The sequence below is a fragment of the Roseibium sp. ROS1 genome (assembly GCF_054658215.1).
On record NZ_BAAGIG010000001.1, the window covers coordinates 1,423,223 to 1,440,257 of the forward strand.

Below are 17,035 nucleotides of genomic sequence, written 5' to 3' on the forward strand. Positions count from 1 at the left end.
CAAAAGGCTGCTCAAGAAAACAATTACAAGCTTTTGAAACCTCATCAAAAAATCCCTTTCTTCATAAAATGATTCAATGTTGCGCCTGCCTGAAGATAAATGGAACAACGGGCGTTGTGGAACGGCAAAAGACTAAAATGTTTGCAGTGGATCTGACCTGCGGAAAAGATAAAGGCCTGACGCGTAATCGCGCTCAACCAGACAATCCGGTTTTTCTGAAACTGTCGCGTTCCTTGAATATCTGTAGCCATGAGGACAGCTTCGGCGCCGAACGCAGCAGCAGCCGGCCTTCTTCTGACAGCTCGAAGAGGGCAAGCATCGGGACCGCATGGCAGTCGGCAAGGGTGAGCTGATCCCCCATCAGGAATGGGCCTTCCGTCGCAAGCGCTTCCAGTGTTTTGACAATCGTTCTTGCCCGGCCGAGCGCCGAGGCAATCTTGACTTCATCCGCGGGGGCGCCGCCAGAGGGCTTTGACACCCGTTCGACGAAGATGTCCCAGACGAGGGTCTTGTAGGCGTAATTGTCGAGGATGGAGAGAAGCTGAGCCATGCGCGCCCGCGGTTGCGGAGAGGCTGGCTGAAGCGGAGGGCCGTCGAAGGCTTCGTCGATGTAGCGCAGGATGGCCGCTGTTTCGAACAGGGTGAAGTCGCCATGCTTTAGTGTGGGGATCTTGCCGAAGGGCTGCAGCTCAAGATAGCTTTCCGGCGGTCCACCCGGGGCAAACACATCGATCGGGACAAGCTCGTAAGCAATTCCTTTTTCGATAAGTGCCATTCGGGCCGAGCGCACATACACCGAATAGTCCGCACCATAAAGTTCAATCATCGAGACCCTCCGTTCAAACGGTCGAGACGCAGCCTGTCACGGTTGTCAGTCAGGCGCCACACGCTGGCGAAGGTAGCGCCAAGGACACCGAGGCCGGTAGCGCCGCCAAGCAGAAACATGATCATGAGCTGGTACTTGACTGCTTCACGCGGATCGACCCCGGACAGGATCTGCCCTGTCATCATTCCGGGCAGTGACACGACGCCTGTTGCCGCCATGGCGTTGATGATCGGCGTGAATCCTGACCGCAGTGCCTGACGGGAGAAGGGGCGTGTCGCTTCCCAGCGGGTGCGCCCCAGCAGCAACTGGGCTTCCACATCGCGCCGCCCGCGGGCAAGCGACGTGTGAAGCGTATCAAGGCCGAGGCTGACCCCGGTCATGGTGTTGCCGAGCACCATGCCGAAAAGCGGCAGTGCATATTGGGGCATCCAGACCGGATCGGGGCGGATGAGCCCTGCCAGGGCGTAGATCGTGACGAGGGTGCCTGCGACCAGCATGACGGCAACGCCCAGCCCCGGGCCCCAGAGGCCAGCCAGGCGACGGTCCTGCCGCGCCCAGATTTCGCGCCCTGCAAAAGCCAGCATCACGGCCGCAGCCAGCAGTGTCCACAACAGGGATCCGGAAAAGAAGATTGCCTTGAGAACAAGCCCAACCAGGATCAGTTGCACGCTCATTCTCAAGGCCGAAATGATGAGCGTGCGGGTGAGGCCGAGATCAAGCACGATCGAAAAAACCGCGTTCAATAGCAGGAACACCGAGGCAGCCACGAGGTCCCAATAGGTGAGGGCGAGATAACCGGTCACGCGAGCGCTCCCTGGCCAGCACCTGCCTTCAGCTGGCCTTTTTCCATGACAAGCCGTCGTGCCCCGAGCCGTTCGGGCTGGCCGGGGTCGTGCGTGACGATTAGAAGGGCGCGATTGGCAGCAAGCTGGTGTTTCAGGAGAGTTTCGACCAGGTCAACGGAAGGCGGGTCCAACGCAGAGGTGGGTTCATCCAGCAGAAGAACCTGCGGTGCTGTCTGGAGAGCGCGCACAAGGGCAAGGCGTTGGCGCTCACCGGTGGAAAGCCGGGAGACCTCCCAGGCAAGCGCATCGGCAAGACCAATCTGGTGCAGCAGGTTGGGAAGGTCGGAAGTTTCGGCAAAATGATCCTGAACTCGGTCCGCCCACCAGCCGCTTTCGGCAGGCACGTAAGCCACCTTTCGGCGCCATTCAGGAGCCGGTATGGCTTCGCGCTCCGTGCCATCCAGGGCAACATGGCCGGTGCTTTCATCGAGATCGGCAATTGCTCTGAGAAACAGGGATTTGCCTGCGCCGGAGGGTCCTGAAATCGCAACGGCTTCACCCGCCAGCAAGGCAAGGTCCAGGGGGCCGATCAGAGGCGTCTTCAATTCGCGGATCGTCAACACCGTCCTCTCCTCTGGCTACCGGCCAGGTGAGCCTAGCGCGGGCCGGGAAGAGGGACAATCGGCAGGTTGTTGTTGGGCCGAAAAGCAAAACACTGCGGACAATGTCCGCGGTGTTGCTCCTTCGGCCTTCACAGGCAATGCCTTAGTGTGCGGCCATGGCCTTGGCCAGGTTCTCGTCGATCTTGTCCAGGAAGCCGGTGGTGGTGAGCCAGGCCTGATCCGGACCGACGAGCAGGGCAAGGTCCTTCGTCATGTGGCCGGATTCCACAGTGTCGATGCAGACCTTTTCCAGCGTCTGGGCGAAACGGGCAAGCTCCTGGTTGTTGTCGAGCTTGGCCCTGTGCGCGAGCCCGCGGGTCCAGGCGAAGATCGAGGCGATGGAGTTGGTCGAGGTGCTCTCGCCCTTCTGGTGCTGGCGATAGTGGCGTGTGACCGTGCCGTGGGCGGCTTCCGCTTCCACGGTCTTGCCGTCCGGTGTCATCAGGACGGACGTCATCAGGCCGAGTGAGCCGAAACCCTGGGCAACCGTGTCGGACTGGACGTCACCGTCGTAGTTCTTGCAGGCCCAGACGTACCCGCCGGACCATTTCAGAGCGGAGGCGACCATGTCGTCGATCAGCCGGTGTTCGTACCAGATGCCGGCTTCCGCGTACTGGTCCTTGAATTCGGCTTCGTAGATCTCCTGGAACAGGTCCTTGAAGCGGCCGTCATAGGCTTTCAGGATCGTGTTCTTGGTGGAGAGGTAGCAGGGCACCTTCCTGTTGAGCGCGTAGTTCAGCGAAGCGCGGGCAAAATCGCGGATCGAGTCGTCGAGATTGTACATCGCCATGGCAACGCCGGCGGACGGCGCGTCATAGACTTCGTGTTCGATCACCTGGCCGTCTTCGCCGGTGAAGGTGATAGTCAGCTTGCCCTTGCCGGGGAAGCGGAAGTCGGTGGCGCGATACTGGTCGCCAAAGGCATGGCGGCCGACGATGATCGGCTGGGTCCAGCCCGGCACCAGGCGCGGCACGTTCTGCATGATGATCGGCTCACGGAAGATGACGCCGCCAAGGATGTTGCGGATCGTGCCGTTGGGCGAACGGTACATGCGCTTCAGGCCGAATTCCTCAACCCGCGCTTCATCCGGTGTGATCGTGGCGCATTTGACGCCGACGCCATGTTCCTTGATGGCGTTGGCCGCATCGACTGTGATCTGGTCGTCGGTCTCGTCGCGTTTCTGGATTGACAGATCGAAGTAGAGCAGGTCGATGTCGAGATAGGGGTGGATCAGCTTGTCCTTGATAAAGGCCCAGATGATCCGGGTCATCTCGTCGCCGTCGAGCTCGACGACCGGATTGTCGACTTTGATCTTTGCCATGGGACGCATTGCCTCGCGGGTCTGGAAAATGGAAGGCTAAACGGAAATCTGAATGGTGCGAGTTGTACCTGATTTCTATTGTGTGCGCTTGTATACAATGTTGCGCCGCGAGGCAAGGGGGCTGTTCAGTTTGCCCCGGACCATGCCTCGAAGAAGGTTCTTTAATGGAAGTCTTCACAGGTGTTCCGAAGATTGCCCAAGGTTTGCGGCTAAATTTCGGACCTAAGGTTTTTCCTGATGCTCCCGGATTTCCTGCGCATGCGGCCGTACCAGATCGGCCACCGTGACCTGCCCAAGCTTCTCCTGAAATGTTTCGCGTGCCGCCTTCAGCGCGGCTGAAGTTGCCCGGTTGGCGGCCTGTTCCAGAAGGCAGGTGGGGGCGTCGGCGGATTGACCGACGGCAAAAAGCTGTGGTGAGCCAAGGGCAGCATAGACCTCGGCCAGCGAGATGCTGTCCAGGCTCTTGGCCAGCACCCAACCGCCGCCATGACCCTTGGTGGCCCCGACGAAACCCGCTTCCCGCAGCCCCGCCATGGTGCGCCGGACCAGGGAAGGGTTGGTGTTGAGCATCTTCCCGATCTTGTCGGACGTCACCGGGTCTTCAGTCTGGTCCAGATGCAGGAGCACGTGAAGCACGCGCGGCAATCGGCTGTCGGTTCGCATGGAAATCTCCGTTTGGAAAACCTTATGCCGGATTCGATTACGTGACAATTCAAGGCACATGAGATTGACGTGTGTGAATATGTAACTTTATAAGTAACAAACTCGAGTTCACGCCTTGCCAGGAGTTCTGAATGTCTCTTTTGTTTGACGGTGCGACCAGGGAGAGGCGCAATCGCTGGGCGGCGCTCGCCGCGCTCTACCTTGCCATGTTCATGAATATTCTCGATGTGTCGGTGGTCAATCTGGCGCTGCCGTCCATCCGCCAAGGACTTGGCGCCACAGATACCCAGTTGGAATGGGTGCTGGTTGTCTATGTGCTGGCCTTTGCCGCCGGTTTGCTGCCTTTCGGCCGATTTGGAGACGTGGTCGGCAGGGGTCGGGTCTTCCGCTGGGGTGTCGCCGGGTTTACCGCCAGTTCCCTGGCATGCGGCCTGGCGCCCGATATAGGCACCCTGATTACCGCCCGCGGCCTGCAGGGGCTTTACGCGGCGATGATGGTGCCGCAGGTACTCGCCATTGTTCACGTGATCTTTCCGGCAGAGGAAAAAGGCAAGGCCATCGGCCTGTTCGGCTCCGTCAGCGCACTTGGGGCCGTGGCGGGGCCGCTGGTGGGCGGGGCAATTGTGGCGGCCGATATCTTCGGGCTGGGCTGGCGGCCGATCTTTCTGATCAATCTGCCTGTCGGGTTGATCTCGCTGGCCGGCGCTCTTCGCTTTCTGCCGCATATCGAAAACGAGAGCCGGGTGATGCCGGATTGGTCCGGAACGTTTCTTTTTGCCCTCGCAGTGCTGGCGCTGGTGTTTCCGCTTGTGGAAGGCAGGCAATTCGGCTGGCCGTTCTGGTGTTTTGCCTTGATGGTGCTAAGCGCAGTTCTGGCTGTCCTGTTCTACCGGTTGCAGGTTCAGAAGGCGCGCCTCGGCCAGGCGCAGCTTCTGCCGGTGCTTCTGACAGGGGACCGCGTGTTTGTTGCGGGTGTCGCGTTTGTCGCGCTGTTCTTTTCCGGTCTTGCAGGCATGTTCTTCATGATGGCGCTCTTCCTGCAGGCAGGCCTTGGACTATCGCCCATGACGGCCGGGCTCATCCTGGCGCCGCATCCGGTTGGTGTCATCCTTGCGTCAGCGATGACAGGCCGCTTCGGATCCCGCTATCAGGCGGCAAGGATCAGCCTTGCCATGCTGGCGGTCTTCTGCGGTCTGGTGGCGGTGCGCCTGCTTGTTTCCGATGGACTATCGGCAAGCCTGCTGGCGCTGCCATTCCTGATTGTCGGACTTGGTACCGGAACGATGATTCCAGCATTGTTCCAGCTCGTGTTGTCGCGGGTTTCCGGACCGGATGCCGGAGCGGGGTCCGGAGTTCTCCAGGCCTTCCAGCAGATCGGCATGGCGCTTGGTATCGCAGTGCAGGGCCAGATCTTCTTCCAGGTTCTGGCGGCTGGTCGTAGTGAGGCTCTGTACCGGGATGCTGCGGCTGCAGCGTTGCTCTATCCGGTGAGTTCGTGTTTCGCGCTTGCTGTGCTTGCCGTTGGTCTTGCCTGTAAATTCCGCTCTGGATGAACTGCGTGTTCACGGCTGCTGGTAGCGGACAGCAAAGGCGCGTGCGGGCAAGCGGATTTCTTCGCCGGTATCGAGTTGGTGCCGGAGCTTTGCCTTCAGCTCGTCACGTTTTTCCCGTGGCAGGTTCATGCAATAGCCGGGCGCAGGCCCGGCGCCGAGCGTGAACGGATGCCAGAATTCCTCAAACCCCGGAAACACGGTGTCGACTTCAAGGGTGTGAACACTGGCACCCGGCAACCGGGCTTCAGTGCAAAGTTGGCGGAGCCCGTCCGGAGTGCAAAAGGGAAACCGAAGCGCCTCATCAAGGTCTTCGGCTGCGGGGTCGATTGAAGCGGCTGCTTTCCAGAAGGCGTCAATGAAGCCCATGCCACCTCCCGGGTAGTCCCAGACATAGAAGGATATTGTTCCGCCAGGGCGGGTAATGCGACGCAACTCGGCAAGTGCTTGCAGCTTGTCCGGAACGAAGTTGAGCGCGAGCGCGGACGTTGATACGTCAACGGAGTTGTCGGGAAGCGGCAGGTCCTGTGCAGACCCGACTTCAAAGCGGGCTCTCTCGTCGGTGATTGCATCCCGCGCATGCATCACGAAGCCTTCCGAAAGATCGAGACCGACAACCGATTTTGGCTTGGCCATATCGAGTATGGTTTCGGTCAAGGCTCCGGTGCCGCACCCTATGTCCGCCCAGTCTGCATCAGCAGGCGCGTTGAGCCAGGACACGAACTCTCTTGCGATCAATCGGCTCCATCTGCCCATGTAGTGATCGTAACTGCGACCTGCACTCCAGGAATCGTGTTTCGCATTGCCGGACATGTCCTTGGCCTCCCGCCCAGGATTGATATTCCAGATTCGAAAATAGTGCCTTTGAAAGTGGAATTGGACAACGGCAATCTATCTAGCGCCGGACCTAAACCGCGAGAAAACTGCTGAGATGGGGCAGGACATTCGAGAGCTGCAGGTCAGATCCTGACCGGCGGGCGAACCGGCGCACTTCGATCAGGCGATTGAAGGCCGCACCAGGTTCACAGTGCGGCAGCTGGGCTTCTGCAATCCAGGTGTCCACGTAGGGCCGCGCCTGCACTGCGCCCTTGCCAATATGCCAAATCCGGTCCCGGTAAAGTAAAAACTATTTATAGTTGCCCTTGCTCGACAACAAACCACGAAAATTGCCTACGAACCGACAACGTCAAGAACAGCATGTTCAGACGCTACTCAGACGCGCGTCGATTTGGGGTGTTGGTTGAAAATCGCACCTTTCGGTACAGAAATCGGGCCAAGTTGAGAGTGTGATCGATTCAAATCTTCCGTAGATGCCGGTCAGGCTTGGTAATTCTACGCGGACAGGGTTTCTCGTGAATTCAGTAGTGCCTAGGAAAAATTGACGAGCAATTTGGCCGGTGTGAAAGAAATAGATGCTCGTAGGTTCAATAGTTCCAGAATAGGGTCGTGTTTCCTCTTTCAGGTTCAGAATTTGTTGAGGCGGCTGCCGAAACACTGCTGGTATCGGGTCGCAGTTCGACCCGGGCAACGCAATGGACCGAAGGGGCTTGTTTCGTGCTCGAAACCGTTCGATCAAGAGGAAACGCGCTGTTCAAGCGCGTCTTTGTGCGGGCAACGCTTTATGGCGTGTTCGGATTGCTGGCTTTTTCGCTGGTTCTGATCGGCATCGATTATCTGACCCAGACGGACAAGATCGAGGAACGCCTTGCTCGGACTGCTCACGACAAGGCGCTGTTTGTCACCAATATCGCGGCGCGCGAAATCGCCAACAAGAACTATGGTGAAGTCGAGCGGCTTTTGAATGCGATTGCGGGTGACAAATACATTATCGCAGCCAAGGCCTATAGCCGCTTCGGTCAGGAGTTCGCCAGCGATTTTACCTCCGCAGAACCCTCGAGCGCCGTGCAGTTCAACGAAGGCGCCCTGAATGTCGCGCAGTCGGGCAAGGCTCAGTATTCGGAAACCGCCGATATGATCGAATACATCCTGCCGGTTTCCCGCAGTGGGGAAGTGGTGGGGTCCGTGCTGGTGCGCATTTCGAAGCACGAGCTTGCGGGCGTTCTGAGGGAAAAGATTGTTCAGGTGGTGTTGATCCTGGCGGTTCTTCTTCTTGCCTTCGTTCCGGTGATTGCTGCGCTGATGTACCGGGCAACGGCAGGTGTCAGCCGCGTGACGCAGGCAGCCAATGAGGCCGCTGCCGGTTACCTCGACTGCAATCTGGAAACTGATGCACCAGGCGAGGTGGGTGACCTGCAAACCGCGTTCCGCGGAATGATGGTCAAGCTGCGCGAGAATATTCTGCGGATCGAGGAACTCGCCTACACCGATCGCATTACCGGTTTGCCCAACAGGGCCAAGCTGGACAATGTCGCGATGACGCTGATCGATCTGCGACCCAAGGAAACGGGCAGCGTTCTTTACATCGGACTGGACCGCTTCAAACTGATCAACGACATGCACGGACATGCCGTAGGCGACAAGCTGTTGCGGCTGGTCGGCAACCGATTGGCCGTCCTGGTCGACGAGCTGGTCAAGCCACTGACGTCAAAACCCCCCTGCGTTGCCCGGTTTTCAGGCGACGAATTCGTCGTACTGTTACCCGGCGTCGATGATTTGCAGACGCTTGCCAAGTTGTCCAGAACGATGGTCGAGCGGCTGGGTGGGGCCTACAGAATTGGCCGGCTTTCCCTTTCGCTGACCGTCAGCGCGGGGATCGCGAGATACCCGGAGCACGGTACAACGGCCGAGGAAGTTCTGCGAAACGCCAACATGGCCATGTATGAAGCAAAGGGTGCCGGCAGGGCTCAGTCGATCGCCTACAACGATATCATTCGCGAACGGATGACCGAGCGCGAACAGATCCGGCACAGGCTGCAAAGCGCGCTGAGAGACCGCACGCTATCCGTTCACTACCAGCCGAAGGTCGACATTTCGTCCGGCAAGATTGTCGGTTCAGAAGCGCTGCTGCGCTGGAACGATGCCGAACTCGGATCCGTACCGCCCTACAAGTTCATTCCCGTGGCAGAAGAATGCGGTCTGATCGTTCCGATCGGAGAATTCGTGCTGGCATCCGCGCTCTCCGACATGAAATCCCTGCATCGGCAGAATGTCGATGTATCTGTCGCCGTGAATGTTGCGCCCGCGCAGCTGCAGGCAAAGGGGTTTACCGGCAGAATGCTCGGGATCATTGGCGAGAGCGGGTTCTCGACGGAGAAGCTGGAACTGGAAGTGACGGAATCGAGTCTTGTCGACTATTCGCAGAACCTTCTCGATCAGATCCTGCCGATCAAGAAAGAAGGCGTCAAATTTGCAATCGACGACTTCGGCACCGGCTATTCCTCGCTGCACAGTCTCGCGAGCATGCCGTTCGACACGCTGAAGATCGACCGGTCCTTCATCATGGACATTGCCAATTGCGAGGATCGCCGGACCATCGTCGAGCTGATCCTGATGCTGGCGAGGCAGCTCAATCTCAACACAGTTTCCGAAGGGGTCGAGACCCAGTTGCAGATGGATTACATCAATCTGTGGGGCGGGACGCTCGGCCAGGGCTACTTGTGGAGCCCGGCAGTGCCGTTCGGCGAGTTCTCGCGAATGGTCATGAAGCGGGAAGGCGTGGCGAATGCGGCCGAGCCCTGGAGGCAGGCAGCCTCCTGAACTCTGATGAGGGATGTCCTGATGGCCGTATGTGTCTAGTCGTGTACGTCGACCAGACCTTCAAACAGAGCGCTCTTTGATCCGTCGGACAGGCATTCCACGGTCAGCGCCTCCGTGAAGGCCTGCTGGTCAGAGGCTTCGACGGGGCTTTCTGCGAGTAGCGTCAGGATCTCGTTGCCGAGGCGCAACAGCTCCGGACGGACATCCTTGATCAGGTCGGGTACGTTCTGCGGACGAGCTTCGCCGCTCTCCCAGCGTTCGATCCAGCAGGTTTGAATGTCCTTGGCCGCATCTATCTGCGCCTGGAAAAACAAGGTGGCATTGTCAGCCGACAGGCCGTTTTCGACTGCCTTTTCGCGGGCAGCATCCAGCACCACCTTTTCCCTCGGCAGATCCTCGACAGGTTTGTCGTTATCCGCTTTCCAGGCTGCAACCGACTGCATGAACGACAGACGTTCGTTGATGGCGCCGAACAGCTTGTCAGGTGCCGCCCAGCCAGGAGTGACGGTGGCAGCAAGGAGAGATACCGCAAAAGCGGTCAGGGGAATCGATTTCAACATGGCCGAAGACTTTCACAGGTCACCGCCTGCGGCAAGTCTTTGGTTGTGGTCTACTTCTTTTCAACCGAGCGGCTGATCTCGGTGATCACGCCGAATGCGACGGCGGCCATGATCTTCAATAGTCCGCTGTCGAGCGCCTGTTCGCGTGTCAGATTGCCAAGGAAAAAACCCGGTCTTGGTTCAGTGACTGCTCCAAGAGTAACGCCGGCCAGAAGTGCCAGCTGAATGCAGCCAAGGAAAAAGACGACACCAGCGATAAGCGTTCCCAATTTGGTAAAGGGCATTGCAAACTCTCATGATGTGCTTTGTATTCGAGTGAGGTTATCTTTCGTTAGGGTTTCCGCAAGTAAAAATCACAATTACCCTAAATACAGAAAAATTTAATAAACAATGGTTTTGATTTTCATCTTTGATTGGATTCTTCAAATGTCATGTTTTTCAGGTGGCTGACGCAATTCCCTGAAGAAGTATTTTGAGATCTGAAGCTTGTTGGTAGTGCTAATTCGGCTGATTTCGGTGGTGGTCTTCAGACGGCAAAATTTCGGTGCAATGTCGCATTCAGACCGAATATGGCGAAAATTCGCTTGCAGAATATCGCCAATCCTTGCAAATCTAGACGATGCGATGGTTTCGCCCGAACAAGCGTAAAGGCGGATGAAATGGGAACACGGTGAGGCGTACCCAACAGGGACCAATACCGTGGCTGCCCCCGCAACTGTATGCGACGAGCAAAGCCCTTCAAGCCACTGGAGCGATCCGGGAAGGCGGGCAGCGCAGAGACTCGCGAGCCAGGAAACCTGCCATCCAGCGGTCCCATCGGGGCCGGTTCACACCATCTGCTCGCGCACGGAGGGTGCGCAAAGGAGAAATGACATGCATATCGAACCGGGCATCGTCGACGGTGCCAAAATCGTACTCAGCTACGGTACCGCGGCTGCTTCCTTCGGCCTTCTGGGCAAAATGGCTCTCGACACGATCCGCAAAAGCGGCGTTCTCAGCCTTGCCGTCCGCTCCGTCATCACGACGGTTGCCGTGTTCTGCTTCTTCGAAATCCTGCCGCATTACCCAGTTGGTGTTTCCGAAGTTCACTTTATCCTGGGCTCCACCCTGTTCCTGATGTTCGGCGCAGGTCCGGCAGCAATCGGCCTTGCTGCAGGCCTTCTGCTTCAGGGGACGCTGGTTGCTCCTTTCGACCTGCCGCAGTACGGCATCAACGTCACCACGCTGCTTGTGCCGCTGTGGGCTGTCAGCATGCTGGCAAACCGCATCATTCCGGAAAAGACAGCCTATGTTGACGTTTCCTACGTTCAGGCACTGGCTCTTTCCACCACGTTCCAGGCCGGTATCGTTGGCTGGGTTGCTTTCTGGGCATTCTACGGCCAGGGCTTCGGTGCCGAGAACATGGCTTCCGTCGGTTCCTTCGGCTTTGCCTACATGCTGGTGATCCTGGGCGAGCCGCTGGCCGACCTGGCTGTTCTGGCCGCTGCCAAGACATTGGCGCCGCTGACCCGGAACCTTGCTTTCGAAAATCGGCTGCACAACGCGGCTTAAGTCTTCGGGCTTTTGCCGAAATCAAGTCACGAAGGGCGGCCCTGGGGCCGCCCTTTTTGTTTGTCGTTCCGACGCCTTGACAACGTACAATCAGAGGTTCGTTGCCTCGGTGGAGCGGATCTTCTTCCAGTTGGCTTCCGCCTTGGTGATCGTGCCGGACTGGTCTTTCTGGAACTCGCGGAAGATGGCTTCGTTCAGGAACAGATAAAGCTTGCCGTCCACAACAGCCGCGAACTGCGGATCGCCGTCGAACTTCTTGCCGACTGAAACACCGAAGGTGCAGAAGCCGCCGTTTTGCGGCAGGTACTGATCCGGATGCGCGGTGAAGGCATCCATGGCTTCCTGGGATGCGAAGTAATAGGCAACACCGTCGTGGACGGCCGTATATTGCGCGGTTCCGTCAATCCGGTTGCCCAGGCTGACAAAGGCCACGGGATCGACACCATGAAGACCGAGCGGGCTGCCGGCGGCCGTCAGGCCACTGGAGGTGTTGTATTCGTCCGCGGCCATTGCCGGGGCAGAGAGAGCGGCAAGAGACAGCAGCGTTGCGGCAATGGCGGATTTCATCAAGGACATGTTCTACTCCTGAAAGGGTATGAAGGTTGAAGGCCGGATTTGCTCCGGTGCCTCTACCTTGCGTCCGAAGCTCAGGCGTCTCCATGTTCGCAAGTTCCCGAGGATTTGCAGATCGTCCGGATTGCAGCTCAAAAAAAGACACCGGCGTGAGGGCCGGTGTCATTGTGCGTGGACGGTGGCTGTCAAGCGGCCTGCGCAACCGTTTCCTGCGGTTTGGCAAGGCTGACCACTGTCAGGACGGCAATGGCGTTGACCAGGTAATAGGCGAAGTCGAGGCCGGTGAAGCCAAGTGCGAAGGGAGCTGCCAGGAACACGATGCCGACGGCAAAATCGACCGCCAGATGAACCGAATACGGCAGAATGCGGATGATGCCAGTCTGGTGATCTGTCAGGATCGTCAGGGCCAGGGCCGCAAAGCCTGTCAGGAAGGATAGCCAGAAGGCGATCGGGTTGGATTGGCCGAGATCAAGGAATACGGGCAGGGCAATAAGGCCGATCGCGACGGGATAATCGAGATAGGCGTGCATGGTCTTGGTGACGAAGCGAACAGACATCTTTCAGGTCCTCCAGGTTGGTTTCCTGCGGGCGGATTGCCCACGAGCCCAAAGATGTTGGTCGACTTCGGTTCTATCCATGCACGAAAGTCCCTGAAAATTGACCGATCGTCCGGGAGCCTTGCGCTTTGCGGTGTTGAGGCAAAAATGCGGGAGTAGCACTTCAACCGGAACCGGCCTTTCATGAAACATGACGCCCTGACCCAGATCCTGGATGCCTTGAAGCTACGGGGATCCGTCTATTTCCATACCTGCTTTTCGCCACCCTGGGCCGTGCGGGTGCCGGCCTTCGGCAATGTCGCGCGGTTTCACATGGCAATGCGTGGTGGCTGCTGGCTGGCGGTGGATGGTGTTGAAAAGCCAATCCGCCTTGCGACCGGCGATCTCGCCGTCATTCCGCACGGGGCCGCTCATATCCTGAGCGATGAACCGGACCGTCCCGCGGCCGAAGTGGACGAGGTCGTGCGGCAATCCGGTTATACGGGGGAAGGCGCGCTCTATTACGGCGGTCCGGACGAGGAGCTGGCCTGTAAACTGTTCTGTGGCCATTTCGAATTCGAGGAAGGCTCGGTCCATCCGCTGCTCGATGCCTTGCCCGCCGTCATTCATCTGCCCAACACACAGACGATGAACGCCTTCTGGCTGGAAGCAGTGATGCGATTTGTTGCCAGCGAGGTGCGCGCCGGGCAGCCGGGGTCCGAGGCGATCATCCACCGGTTGACGGAGATCATCTTCATCCAGGTGGTGCGAACGTTCGTCGACAGGGAGGGGGACAGGGCCGGATGCCTGGCGGCTGTGCTCAACCCGAAGCTCGGGCGCAGCATGTCCAAGATCCATCTGGCGCCGGAAAAGCCCTGGACGGTGGAGAGCCTTGCCCGGGAGGCTGGCATGTCCCGGACGGTTTTTGCAGACAGGTTTACGAACCTCGTCGGCATGACGCCGCTGGCCTATGTCACCCACTGGCGCATGGAACGGGCACGGCGCGACATTCGGGAGACCGATCTGCCCCTGATCGATATTGCCGAAAACATCGGCTACAGCTCGGAAGCCGCCTTTAACCGGGCCTTCAAGCGTCAATTCAACCAGACGCCCGGACAAGTGCGACGGCAGGGCCCGGCAGTGCCAGCCTGATGTGAATCAGTTGGCGGCCAGATAGGCCGGCAGATCGGCAACGCTCTCCAGAACGGCATCCGCCAGGGTTTCCAGGTCGTGGCGCGCGCTTGTGCCCGTCAGGACACCGATACATAGTCCGGCGCCCGCCGAACGGGCCATTTCCAGATCATGCGTGTTGTCGCCGACAACGGCGATCCGGTCCACTGCAAGACCTGTTGCCTCGGCAAAGCCGCGAACCATGCCCGGTTCCGGCTTCGGGCCAAAACCCGTGTCGTAACCCGTGACGAAGGCAAAACGGGGCGCAAGCCCGGTGCCGGCGAGAAAGGCCCTAATGGCCGCTTCGCTGTCGCTGCTGGCAACACCCAAAGTGAACCCGGTTCCGCTCAAGGTCTCGACCGCATCAGGAATGCCGGGGATCGGCGCTGCATCATGCATGCAGCCGATGAACACCCGGTCGAGGTCTGCGGTCAGCGAGCCTTCCTGAAAATCAGCACCGCAGGCAATCCAGGCCGCCGCGATTTCCGCAGAGTTGCCGGCTGCAAGCAGGGACCCGGCCGCGGACTTTCCGGTCACCAGATCCATGCCGGTCTGTTCCAGGAGCCTGTCGGCCAGGGCGCGGTCGCCTCTGGCTGCATGGAGCGAGGTTTCGCGATAGGCCGGTGCCCATGTCGCGTCGAAATCCAGCAGGGTGCCGTCCTTGTCAAACAGGATGGCGGTGATGTTGCCCGTGAGGTTGTTCAAGTCCGGTCTCCCGTGGATTTCAGGTTGGACCGCAATGTGTCGAGGGCGGATTTCAAATCCTCGAAAGCCTTTTCCGAAAGACCGGATGCCTCAACAACACATTGCGGCACGGCAGCCGCCTTTTCCCGAAGCGCGTTACCCTTGGCTGTCAGGCAGACATTGACGACGCGCTGGTCTTCCAGATCGCGGACGCGGGAGACAAGTTCCATTGCTTCCAGGCGCTTAATCATCGGTGTCAGCGTGTTGTATTCCAGGCTGAGCGCGTCGCCGATATCCTTGACCGTTCTCTCGTTTCTGCGCCAAAGCAGGGTCATCACCAGATACTGCGGATAGGTGAGGCCGAGCTCTTCCAGCAAAGACCGGTAAAGGTGATTGAAGGCCAGATTGGCCTCATAGACGGCAAAACAGAGAAAATCGTCGAGATCTCCGCCCAAGGCGTCCGGGCCGGTGTTCTTCAAGGGCTTCGAGGCGCCTTTGTTTTCAGTGCGTTCTGACATGAAACGTTCCTAAGCAGCATTTTTTTTCTTGGCAAGCGTTGACAGAGCGAACTTGCCGATACATATACATCGCACACGATTAAATCGTGCACGAGTTAAATGGAGATCATCCGATGGGAAACAAGATCGTTGGGCCGCAGGTCAACCGTCGCCAGGCGCTGATTGGCGGCGGTGTCCTTGGGCTCGGTCTGGTGATGGCGCCGAGGTTCGGTGCCGCAAAACAACTGCTTGAACAGGAGAATCTGAAAATGACGACTTTCACGACATCCGATGGCGTAGAGCTTTTCTACAAGGACTGGGGGCAGGGTCAGCCGATCGTCTTCTCCCACGGCTGGCCGCTGTCGGCTGATGCCTGGGACGCGCAAATGCTGTTTTTCGGCCAGAACGGTTTTCGGGTGATTGCCCATGACCGTCGCGGCCACGGCCGCTCCAGCCAGCCCTGGGACGGCAACAACATGGATCGCTACGCGGACGATCTTGCCGAACTGATCGAGCATCTGGATTTGAAGAACGTGATCCTGATCGGTCATTCCACCGGTGGTGGCGAGGTTGCCCATTATGTCGGCCGGCATGGCAATGACCGGGTCGCCAAAGTCGTTCTCGTCGGTGCTGTGCCGCCGCTGATGCTGAAAACGGCGGACAATCCGGACGGCACGCCGATGGAAGTGTTCGACGGTATCCGCCAGGGGACCGCCTACAACCGGTCGCAGTTCTTCAGGGACCTTACGGTGCCGTTCTATGGTTTCAACCGCGATGGGGTCGACACTAATCAGGGCCTGCAGGAAAGCTTCTGGCTGCAGGGCATGGCCGGCGGCATCAAGGGTCAGTACGACTGTATCCGCGAGTTCTCGGAAGTCGACTACACCGGTGACCTGAAGGCCATCAAGGTGCCGACGCTGATCGTGCATGGCGACGACGACCAGATCGTGCCCATCAAGGCTTCTGCCCACCAGGCGGCGGAAATCGTCGACGATGCCACCTTGAAGATCTATGCTGGCGGCGGTCACGGTCTTGCACAATTGCAGGCCGAGGAGTTCAACAACGACGTTCTGGCATTCATCCGCGGATAAGCGGCGTCGGTAAAAAAACGGGCGGCTCGGTGAGCCGCCCTTTTTCGTTGCCAGCCTCAAATCGTCTCCCCGCACGGAGCGCAACAAATAACCGGACCCGGATCTGCGGCACGGGAAGGCCAACTAAGGCAACCGATCGTCATGAGCCCCCAGGATGTCCTGCACCCAGGCAATAGCGCTTTTCGGGGCTAGTGTCTGACTGTTGCCCCACGCTCGTTGAGAAGCAGATCGAAGAGAAACGGCACATTCATGGAGCCGAAACGGCTTGCGCGTGCGACACCTTCGTCGGAGATCTCCACAATGCCGAACATCTTGTAGAGGCGGAAAAGATAGTTCGAAGACTGGTCCAGATCGAAATCGTAGCGTGGATCGGAAAAGAACATCCGGAACGTGTGCAGCGCCTCGAGCGGGAAACCCGTGTGATGCTCCCGCAGATTGTCGAATTTCGTGCAGAAGTCTTCCAGCGTTTCCCTGTTGCCATCCAGCTCTTCCATCTGGATGCGCTGGGCGATTACAAAGTCGGCGATATGTTCTTTGCCGTAGTCGGTCAGCCCGCGCTCGATCAGGTGCCCCTGCATCTCTTCGGGCAGGGGCTTTTCCGTGGTCCTCATGTAGCCGAGGTGTTCCAGGCGGGCATAAAGTTCGTTCGTGACGCTGCCGGGCCCGGTCAGAAAGACTGGTTCGTGCTTATCGTCCATGAGCTGTATGGCACCGCGCAGGGTCGAAAAATCGCCATCGCTGAGCGCATGCACCAGAAAACTCGTGTCCGGCCACCATTTGGCGGATTGAGGGTCGTTTGTTGCCGAGAAGAGAGTGAACTCTTCCCCGGCTCCATTCCGGACAACCGGCTGATGGTTTTCGTTTTGAAGGACCATTTGAAATGAGCTCCCTGGCGCAAAAAAAGAGGGC

The 17,035-nt window shown here is 58.5% G+C and carries 19 protein-coding genes and 1 riboswitch; of the genes, 5 read left to right on the plus strand and 14 right to left on the minus strand.

Annotated elements, in window-relative coordinates; translation table 11 throughout:
• Positions 1-193: 193 nt before the first annotated feature.
• The 5 genes from ACYQ6M_RS06445 to ACYQ6M_RS06465 form a co-directional block, all read right to left on the minus strand.
• On the minus strand, positions 194-826 hold the full coding sequence (locus ACYQ6M_RS06445; RefSeq protein WP_460072798.1) for a glutathione S-transferase family protein: 633 nt from the start codon (positions 824-826) through the stop codon (positions 194-196).
• A complete protein-coding gene (locus tag ACYQ6M_RS06450) occupies positions 823-1,629 on the minus strand; it encodes an ABC transporter permease (RefSeq protein WP_460072800.1) in 807 nt (268 codons plus the stop codon). The genes ACYQ6M_RS06445 and ACYQ6M_RS06450 overlap by 4 nt, the downstream gene beginning before the upstream one ends.
• Positions 1,626-2,234 carry an ABC transporter ATP-binding protein gene (locus ACYQ6M_RS06455; RefSeq protein ID WP_460072802.1) on the minus strand — a complete coding sequence of 203 codons (609 nt, stop codon included), beginning with the start codon at positions 2,232-2,234 and terminating at the stop codon, positions 1,626-1,628. Before ACYQ6M_RS06455 ends, ACYQ6M_RS06450 begins: the two co-directional genes overlap by 4 nt.
• A 142-nt stretch (positions 2,235-2,376) precedes the next feature.
• Positions 2,377-3,594 (minus strand): NADP-dependent isocitrate dehydrogenase, encoded by a 1,218-nt coding sequence (locus ACYQ6M_RS06460; RefSeq protein ID WP_075283928.1) that lies wholly within the window; start codon positions 3,592-3,594, stop codon positions 2,377-2,379.
• Positions 3,595-3,816: 222 nt separating this feature from the next.
• On the minus strand, positions 3,817-4,257 hold the full coding sequence (locus ACYQ6M_RS06465; protein WP_460072805.1) for an Rrf2 family transcriptional regulator: 441 nt from the start codon (positions 4,255-4,257) through the stop codon (positions 3,817-3,819).
• A gap of 131 nt (positions 4,258-4,388) precedes the next feature.
• Here ACYQ6M_RS06465 and ACYQ6M_RS06470 point away from each other — a divergent pair, with 131 nt between their 5' ends.
• Positions 4,389-5,810, plus strand: a complete 1,422-nt coding sequence (locus tag ACYQ6M_RS06470; RefSeq protein WP_460072807.1) for an MFS transporter — start codon at positions 4,389-4,391, stop codon at positions 5,808-5,810.
• Positions 5,811-5,819: 9 nt separating this feature from the next.
• Here ACYQ6M_RS06470 and ACYQ6M_RS06475 read toward each other — a convergent pair whose 3' ends face one another.
• Both ACYQ6M_RS06475 and ACYQ6M_RS06480 read right to left on the minus strand, forming a co-directional pair.
• Positions 5,820-6,620, minus strand: coding sequence for a class I SAM-dependent methyltransferase (locus ACYQ6M_RS06475; protein WP_460072809.1), 801 nt, complete (start codon positions 6,618-6,620; stop codon positions 5,820-5,822).
• Between the two features lie 94 nt (positions 6,621-6,714).
• Positions 6,715-6,870 (minus strand): hypothetical protein, encoded by a 156-nt coding sequence (locus ACYQ6M_RS06480; RefSeq protein ID WP_460072811.1) that lies wholly within the window; start codon positions 6,868-6,870, stop codon positions 6,715-6,717.
• Positions 6,871-7,361: 491 nt separating this feature from the next.
• Between ACYQ6M_RS06480 and ACYQ6M_RS06485 the strand changes: the two genes are divergently transcribed.
• A complete protein-coding gene (locus ACYQ6M_RS06485) occupies positions 7,362-9,464 on the plus strand; it encodes an EAL domain-containing protein (RefSeq protein WP_460072813.1) in 2,103 nt (700 codons plus the stop codon).
• A 35-nt stretch (positions 9,465-9,499) separates the two neighbouring features.
• Here the strand turns inward: ACYQ6M_RS06485 and aroQ are convergent, their stop codons facing one another.
• Both aroQ and ACYQ6M_RS06495 read right to left on the minus strand, forming a co-directional pair.
• The gene (gene aroQ, locus ACYQ6M_RS06490; protein WP_460072815.1) at positions 9,500-10,024 is read right to left on the minus strand and encodes a gamma subclass chorismate mutase AroQ; all 525 of its coding nucleotides are present in this window, start codon (positions 10,022-10,024) and stop codon (positions 9,500-9,502) included.
• 50 nt (positions 10,025-10,074) lie between these two features.
• Positions 10,075-10,308, minus strand: a complete 234-nt coding sequence (locus ACYQ6M_RS06495; RefSeq protein WP_023000821.1) for a hypothetical protein — start codon at positions 10,306-10,308, stop codon at positions 10,075-10,077.
• Between the two features lie 324 nt (positions 10,309-10,632).
• Positions 10,633-10,843, plus strand: a riboswitch (cobalamin riboswitch).
• A 54-nt stretch (positions 10,844-10,897) separates the two neighbouring features.
• Here ACYQ6M_RS06495 and ACYQ6M_RS06500 point away from each other — a divergent pair.
• Complete coding sequence (locus ACYQ6M_RS06500) at positions 10,898-11,575, plus strand: energy-coupling factor ABC transporter permease (RefSeq protein ID WP_023000822.1); 678 nt, start codon at positions 10,898-10,900, stop codon at positions 11,573-11,575.
• A 90-nt stretch (positions 11,576-11,665) separates the two neighbouring features.
• Here the strand turns inward: ACYQ6M_RS06500 and ACYQ6M_RS06505 are convergent, their stop codons facing one another.
• A complete protein-coding gene (locus ACYQ6M_RS06505) occupies positions 11,666-12,151 on the minus strand; it encodes a YHS domain-containing (seleno)protein (protein WP_460072818.1) in 486 nt (161 codons plus the stop codon).
• A 182-nt stretch (positions 12,152-12,333) separates the two neighbouring features.
• Positions 12,334-12,705 (minus strand): hypothetical protein, encoded by a 372-nt coding sequence (locus ACYQ6M_RS06510; RefSeq protein ID WP_023000824.1) that lies wholly within the window; start codon positions 12,703-12,705, stop codon positions 12,334-12,336.
• 183 nt (positions 12,706-12,888) lie between these two features.
• Between ACYQ6M_RS06510 and ACYQ6M_RS06515 the strand changes: the two genes are divergently transcribed.
• Complete coding sequence (locus ACYQ6M_RS06515; protein WP_152510351.1) at positions 12,889-13,836, plus strand: AraC family transcriptional regulator; 948 nt, start codon at positions 12,889-12,891, stop codon at positions 13,834-13,836.
• Positions 13,837-13,842: 6 nt separating this feature from the next.
• Here the strand turns inward: ACYQ6M_RS06515 and ACYQ6M_RS06520 are convergent, their stop codons facing one another.
• Together ACYQ6M_RS06520 and ACYQ6M_RS06525 are read right to left on the minus strand one after the other, a co-directional pair.
• Positions 13,843-14,559 carry an HAD family hydrolase gene (locus tag ACYQ6M_RS06520; RefSeq protein ID WP_297834597.1) on the minus strand — a complete coding sequence of 239 codons (717 nt, stop codon included), beginning with the start codon at positions 14,557-14,559 and terminating at the stop codon, positions 13,843-13,845.
• Entirely contained in the window at positions 14,556-15,056 is a 501-nt protein-coding gene (locus tag ACYQ6M_RS06525) for a MarR family winged helix-turn-helix transcriptional regulator (RefSeq protein WP_460072821.1), read from the minus strand. The genes ACYQ6M_RS06520 and ACYQ6M_RS06525 overlap by 4 nt, the downstream gene beginning before the upstream one ends.
• A gap of 248 nt (positions 15,057-15,304) precedes the next feature.
• Here ACYQ6M_RS06525 and ACYQ6M_RS06530 point away from each other — a divergent pair, with 248 nt between their 5' ends.
• Positions 15,305-16,126, plus strand: coding sequence for an alpha/beta fold hydrolase (locus tag ACYQ6M_RS06530; RefSeq protein WP_460073199.1), 822 nt, complete (start codon positions 15,305-15,307; stop codon positions 16,124-16,126).
• Positions 16,127-16,314: 188 nt separating this feature from the next.
• Here ACYQ6M_RS06530 and ACYQ6M_RS06535 read toward each other — a convergent pair whose 3' ends face one another.
• Positions 16,315-17,001: a hypothetical protein gene (locus ACYQ6M_RS06535; protein WP_460072823.1), complete on the minus strand. Its 687-nt coding sequence runs from the start codon at positions 16,999-17,001 to the stop codon at positions 16,315-16,317.
• Positions 17,002-17,035: the final 34 nt, after the last annotated feature.

What these genes read in the sequence shown, in the direction of transcription:
- ACYQ6M_RS06445 (WP_460072798.1), bottom strand. Translation starts at nt 826, where the DNA reads ATGATTGAACTTTATGGTGCGGACTATTCGGTGTATGTGCGCTCGGCC.
- ACYQ6M_RS06460 (WP_075283928.1), bottom strand. Translation starts at nt 3,594, where the DNA reads ATGGCAAAGATCAAAGTCGACAATCCGGTCGTCGAGCTCGACGGCGAC.
- ACYQ6M_RS06465 (WP_460072805.1), bottom strand. Translation starts at nt 4,257, where the DNA reads ATGCGAACCGACAGCCGATTGCCGCGCGTGCTTCACGTGCTCCTGCAT.
- ACYQ6M_RS06470 (WP_460072807.1), top strand. Translation starts at nt 4,389, where the DNA reads ATGTCTCTTTTGTTTGACGGTGCGACCAGGGAGAGGCGCAATCGCTGG.
- ACYQ6M_RS06475 (WP_460072809.1), bottom strand. Translation starts at nt 6,620, where the DNA reads ATGTCCGGCAATGCGAAACACGATTCCTGGAGTGCAGGTCGCAGTTAC.
- aroQ (WP_460072815.1), bottom strand. Translation starts at nt 10,024, where the DNA reads ATGTTGAAATCGATTCCCCTGACCGCTTTTGCGGTATCTCTCCTTGCT.
- ACYQ6M_RS06495 (WP_023000821.1), bottom strand. Translation starts at nt 10,308, where the DNA reads ATGCCCTTTACCAAATTGGGAACGCTTATCGCTGGTGTCGTCTTTTTC.
- ACYQ6M_RS06500 (WP_023000822.1), top strand. Translation starts at nt 10,898, where the DNA reads ATGCATATCGAACCGGGCATCGTCGACGGTGCCAAAATCGTACTCAGC.
- ACYQ6M_RS06505 (WP_460072818.1), bottom strand. Translation starts at nt 12,151, where the DNA reads ATGTCCTTGATGAAATCCGCCATTGCCGCAACGCTGCTGTCTCTTGCC.
- ACYQ6M_RS06510 (WP_023000824.1), bottom strand. Translation starts at nt 12,705, where the DNA reads ATGTCTGTTCGCTTCGTCACCAAGACCATGCACGCCTATCTCGATTAT.
- ACYQ6M_RS06515 (WP_152510351.1), top strand. Translation starts at nt 12,889, where the DNA reads ATGAAACATGACGCCCTGACCCAGATCCTGGATGCCTTGAAGCTACGG.
- ACYQ6M_RS06525 (WP_460072821.1), bottom strand. Translation starts at nt 15,056, where the DNA reads ATGTCAGAACGCACTGAAAACAAAGGCGCCTCGAAGCCCTTGAAGAAC.
- ACYQ6M_RS06530 (WP_460073199.1), top strand. Translation starts at nt 15,305, where the DNA reads ATGACGACTTTCACGACATCCGATGGCGTAGAGCTTTTCTACAAGGAC.
- ACYQ6M_RS06535 (WP_460072823.1), bottom strand. Translation starts at nt 17,001, where the DNA reads ATGGTCCTTCAAAACGAAAACCATCAGCCGGTTGTCCGGAATGGAGCC.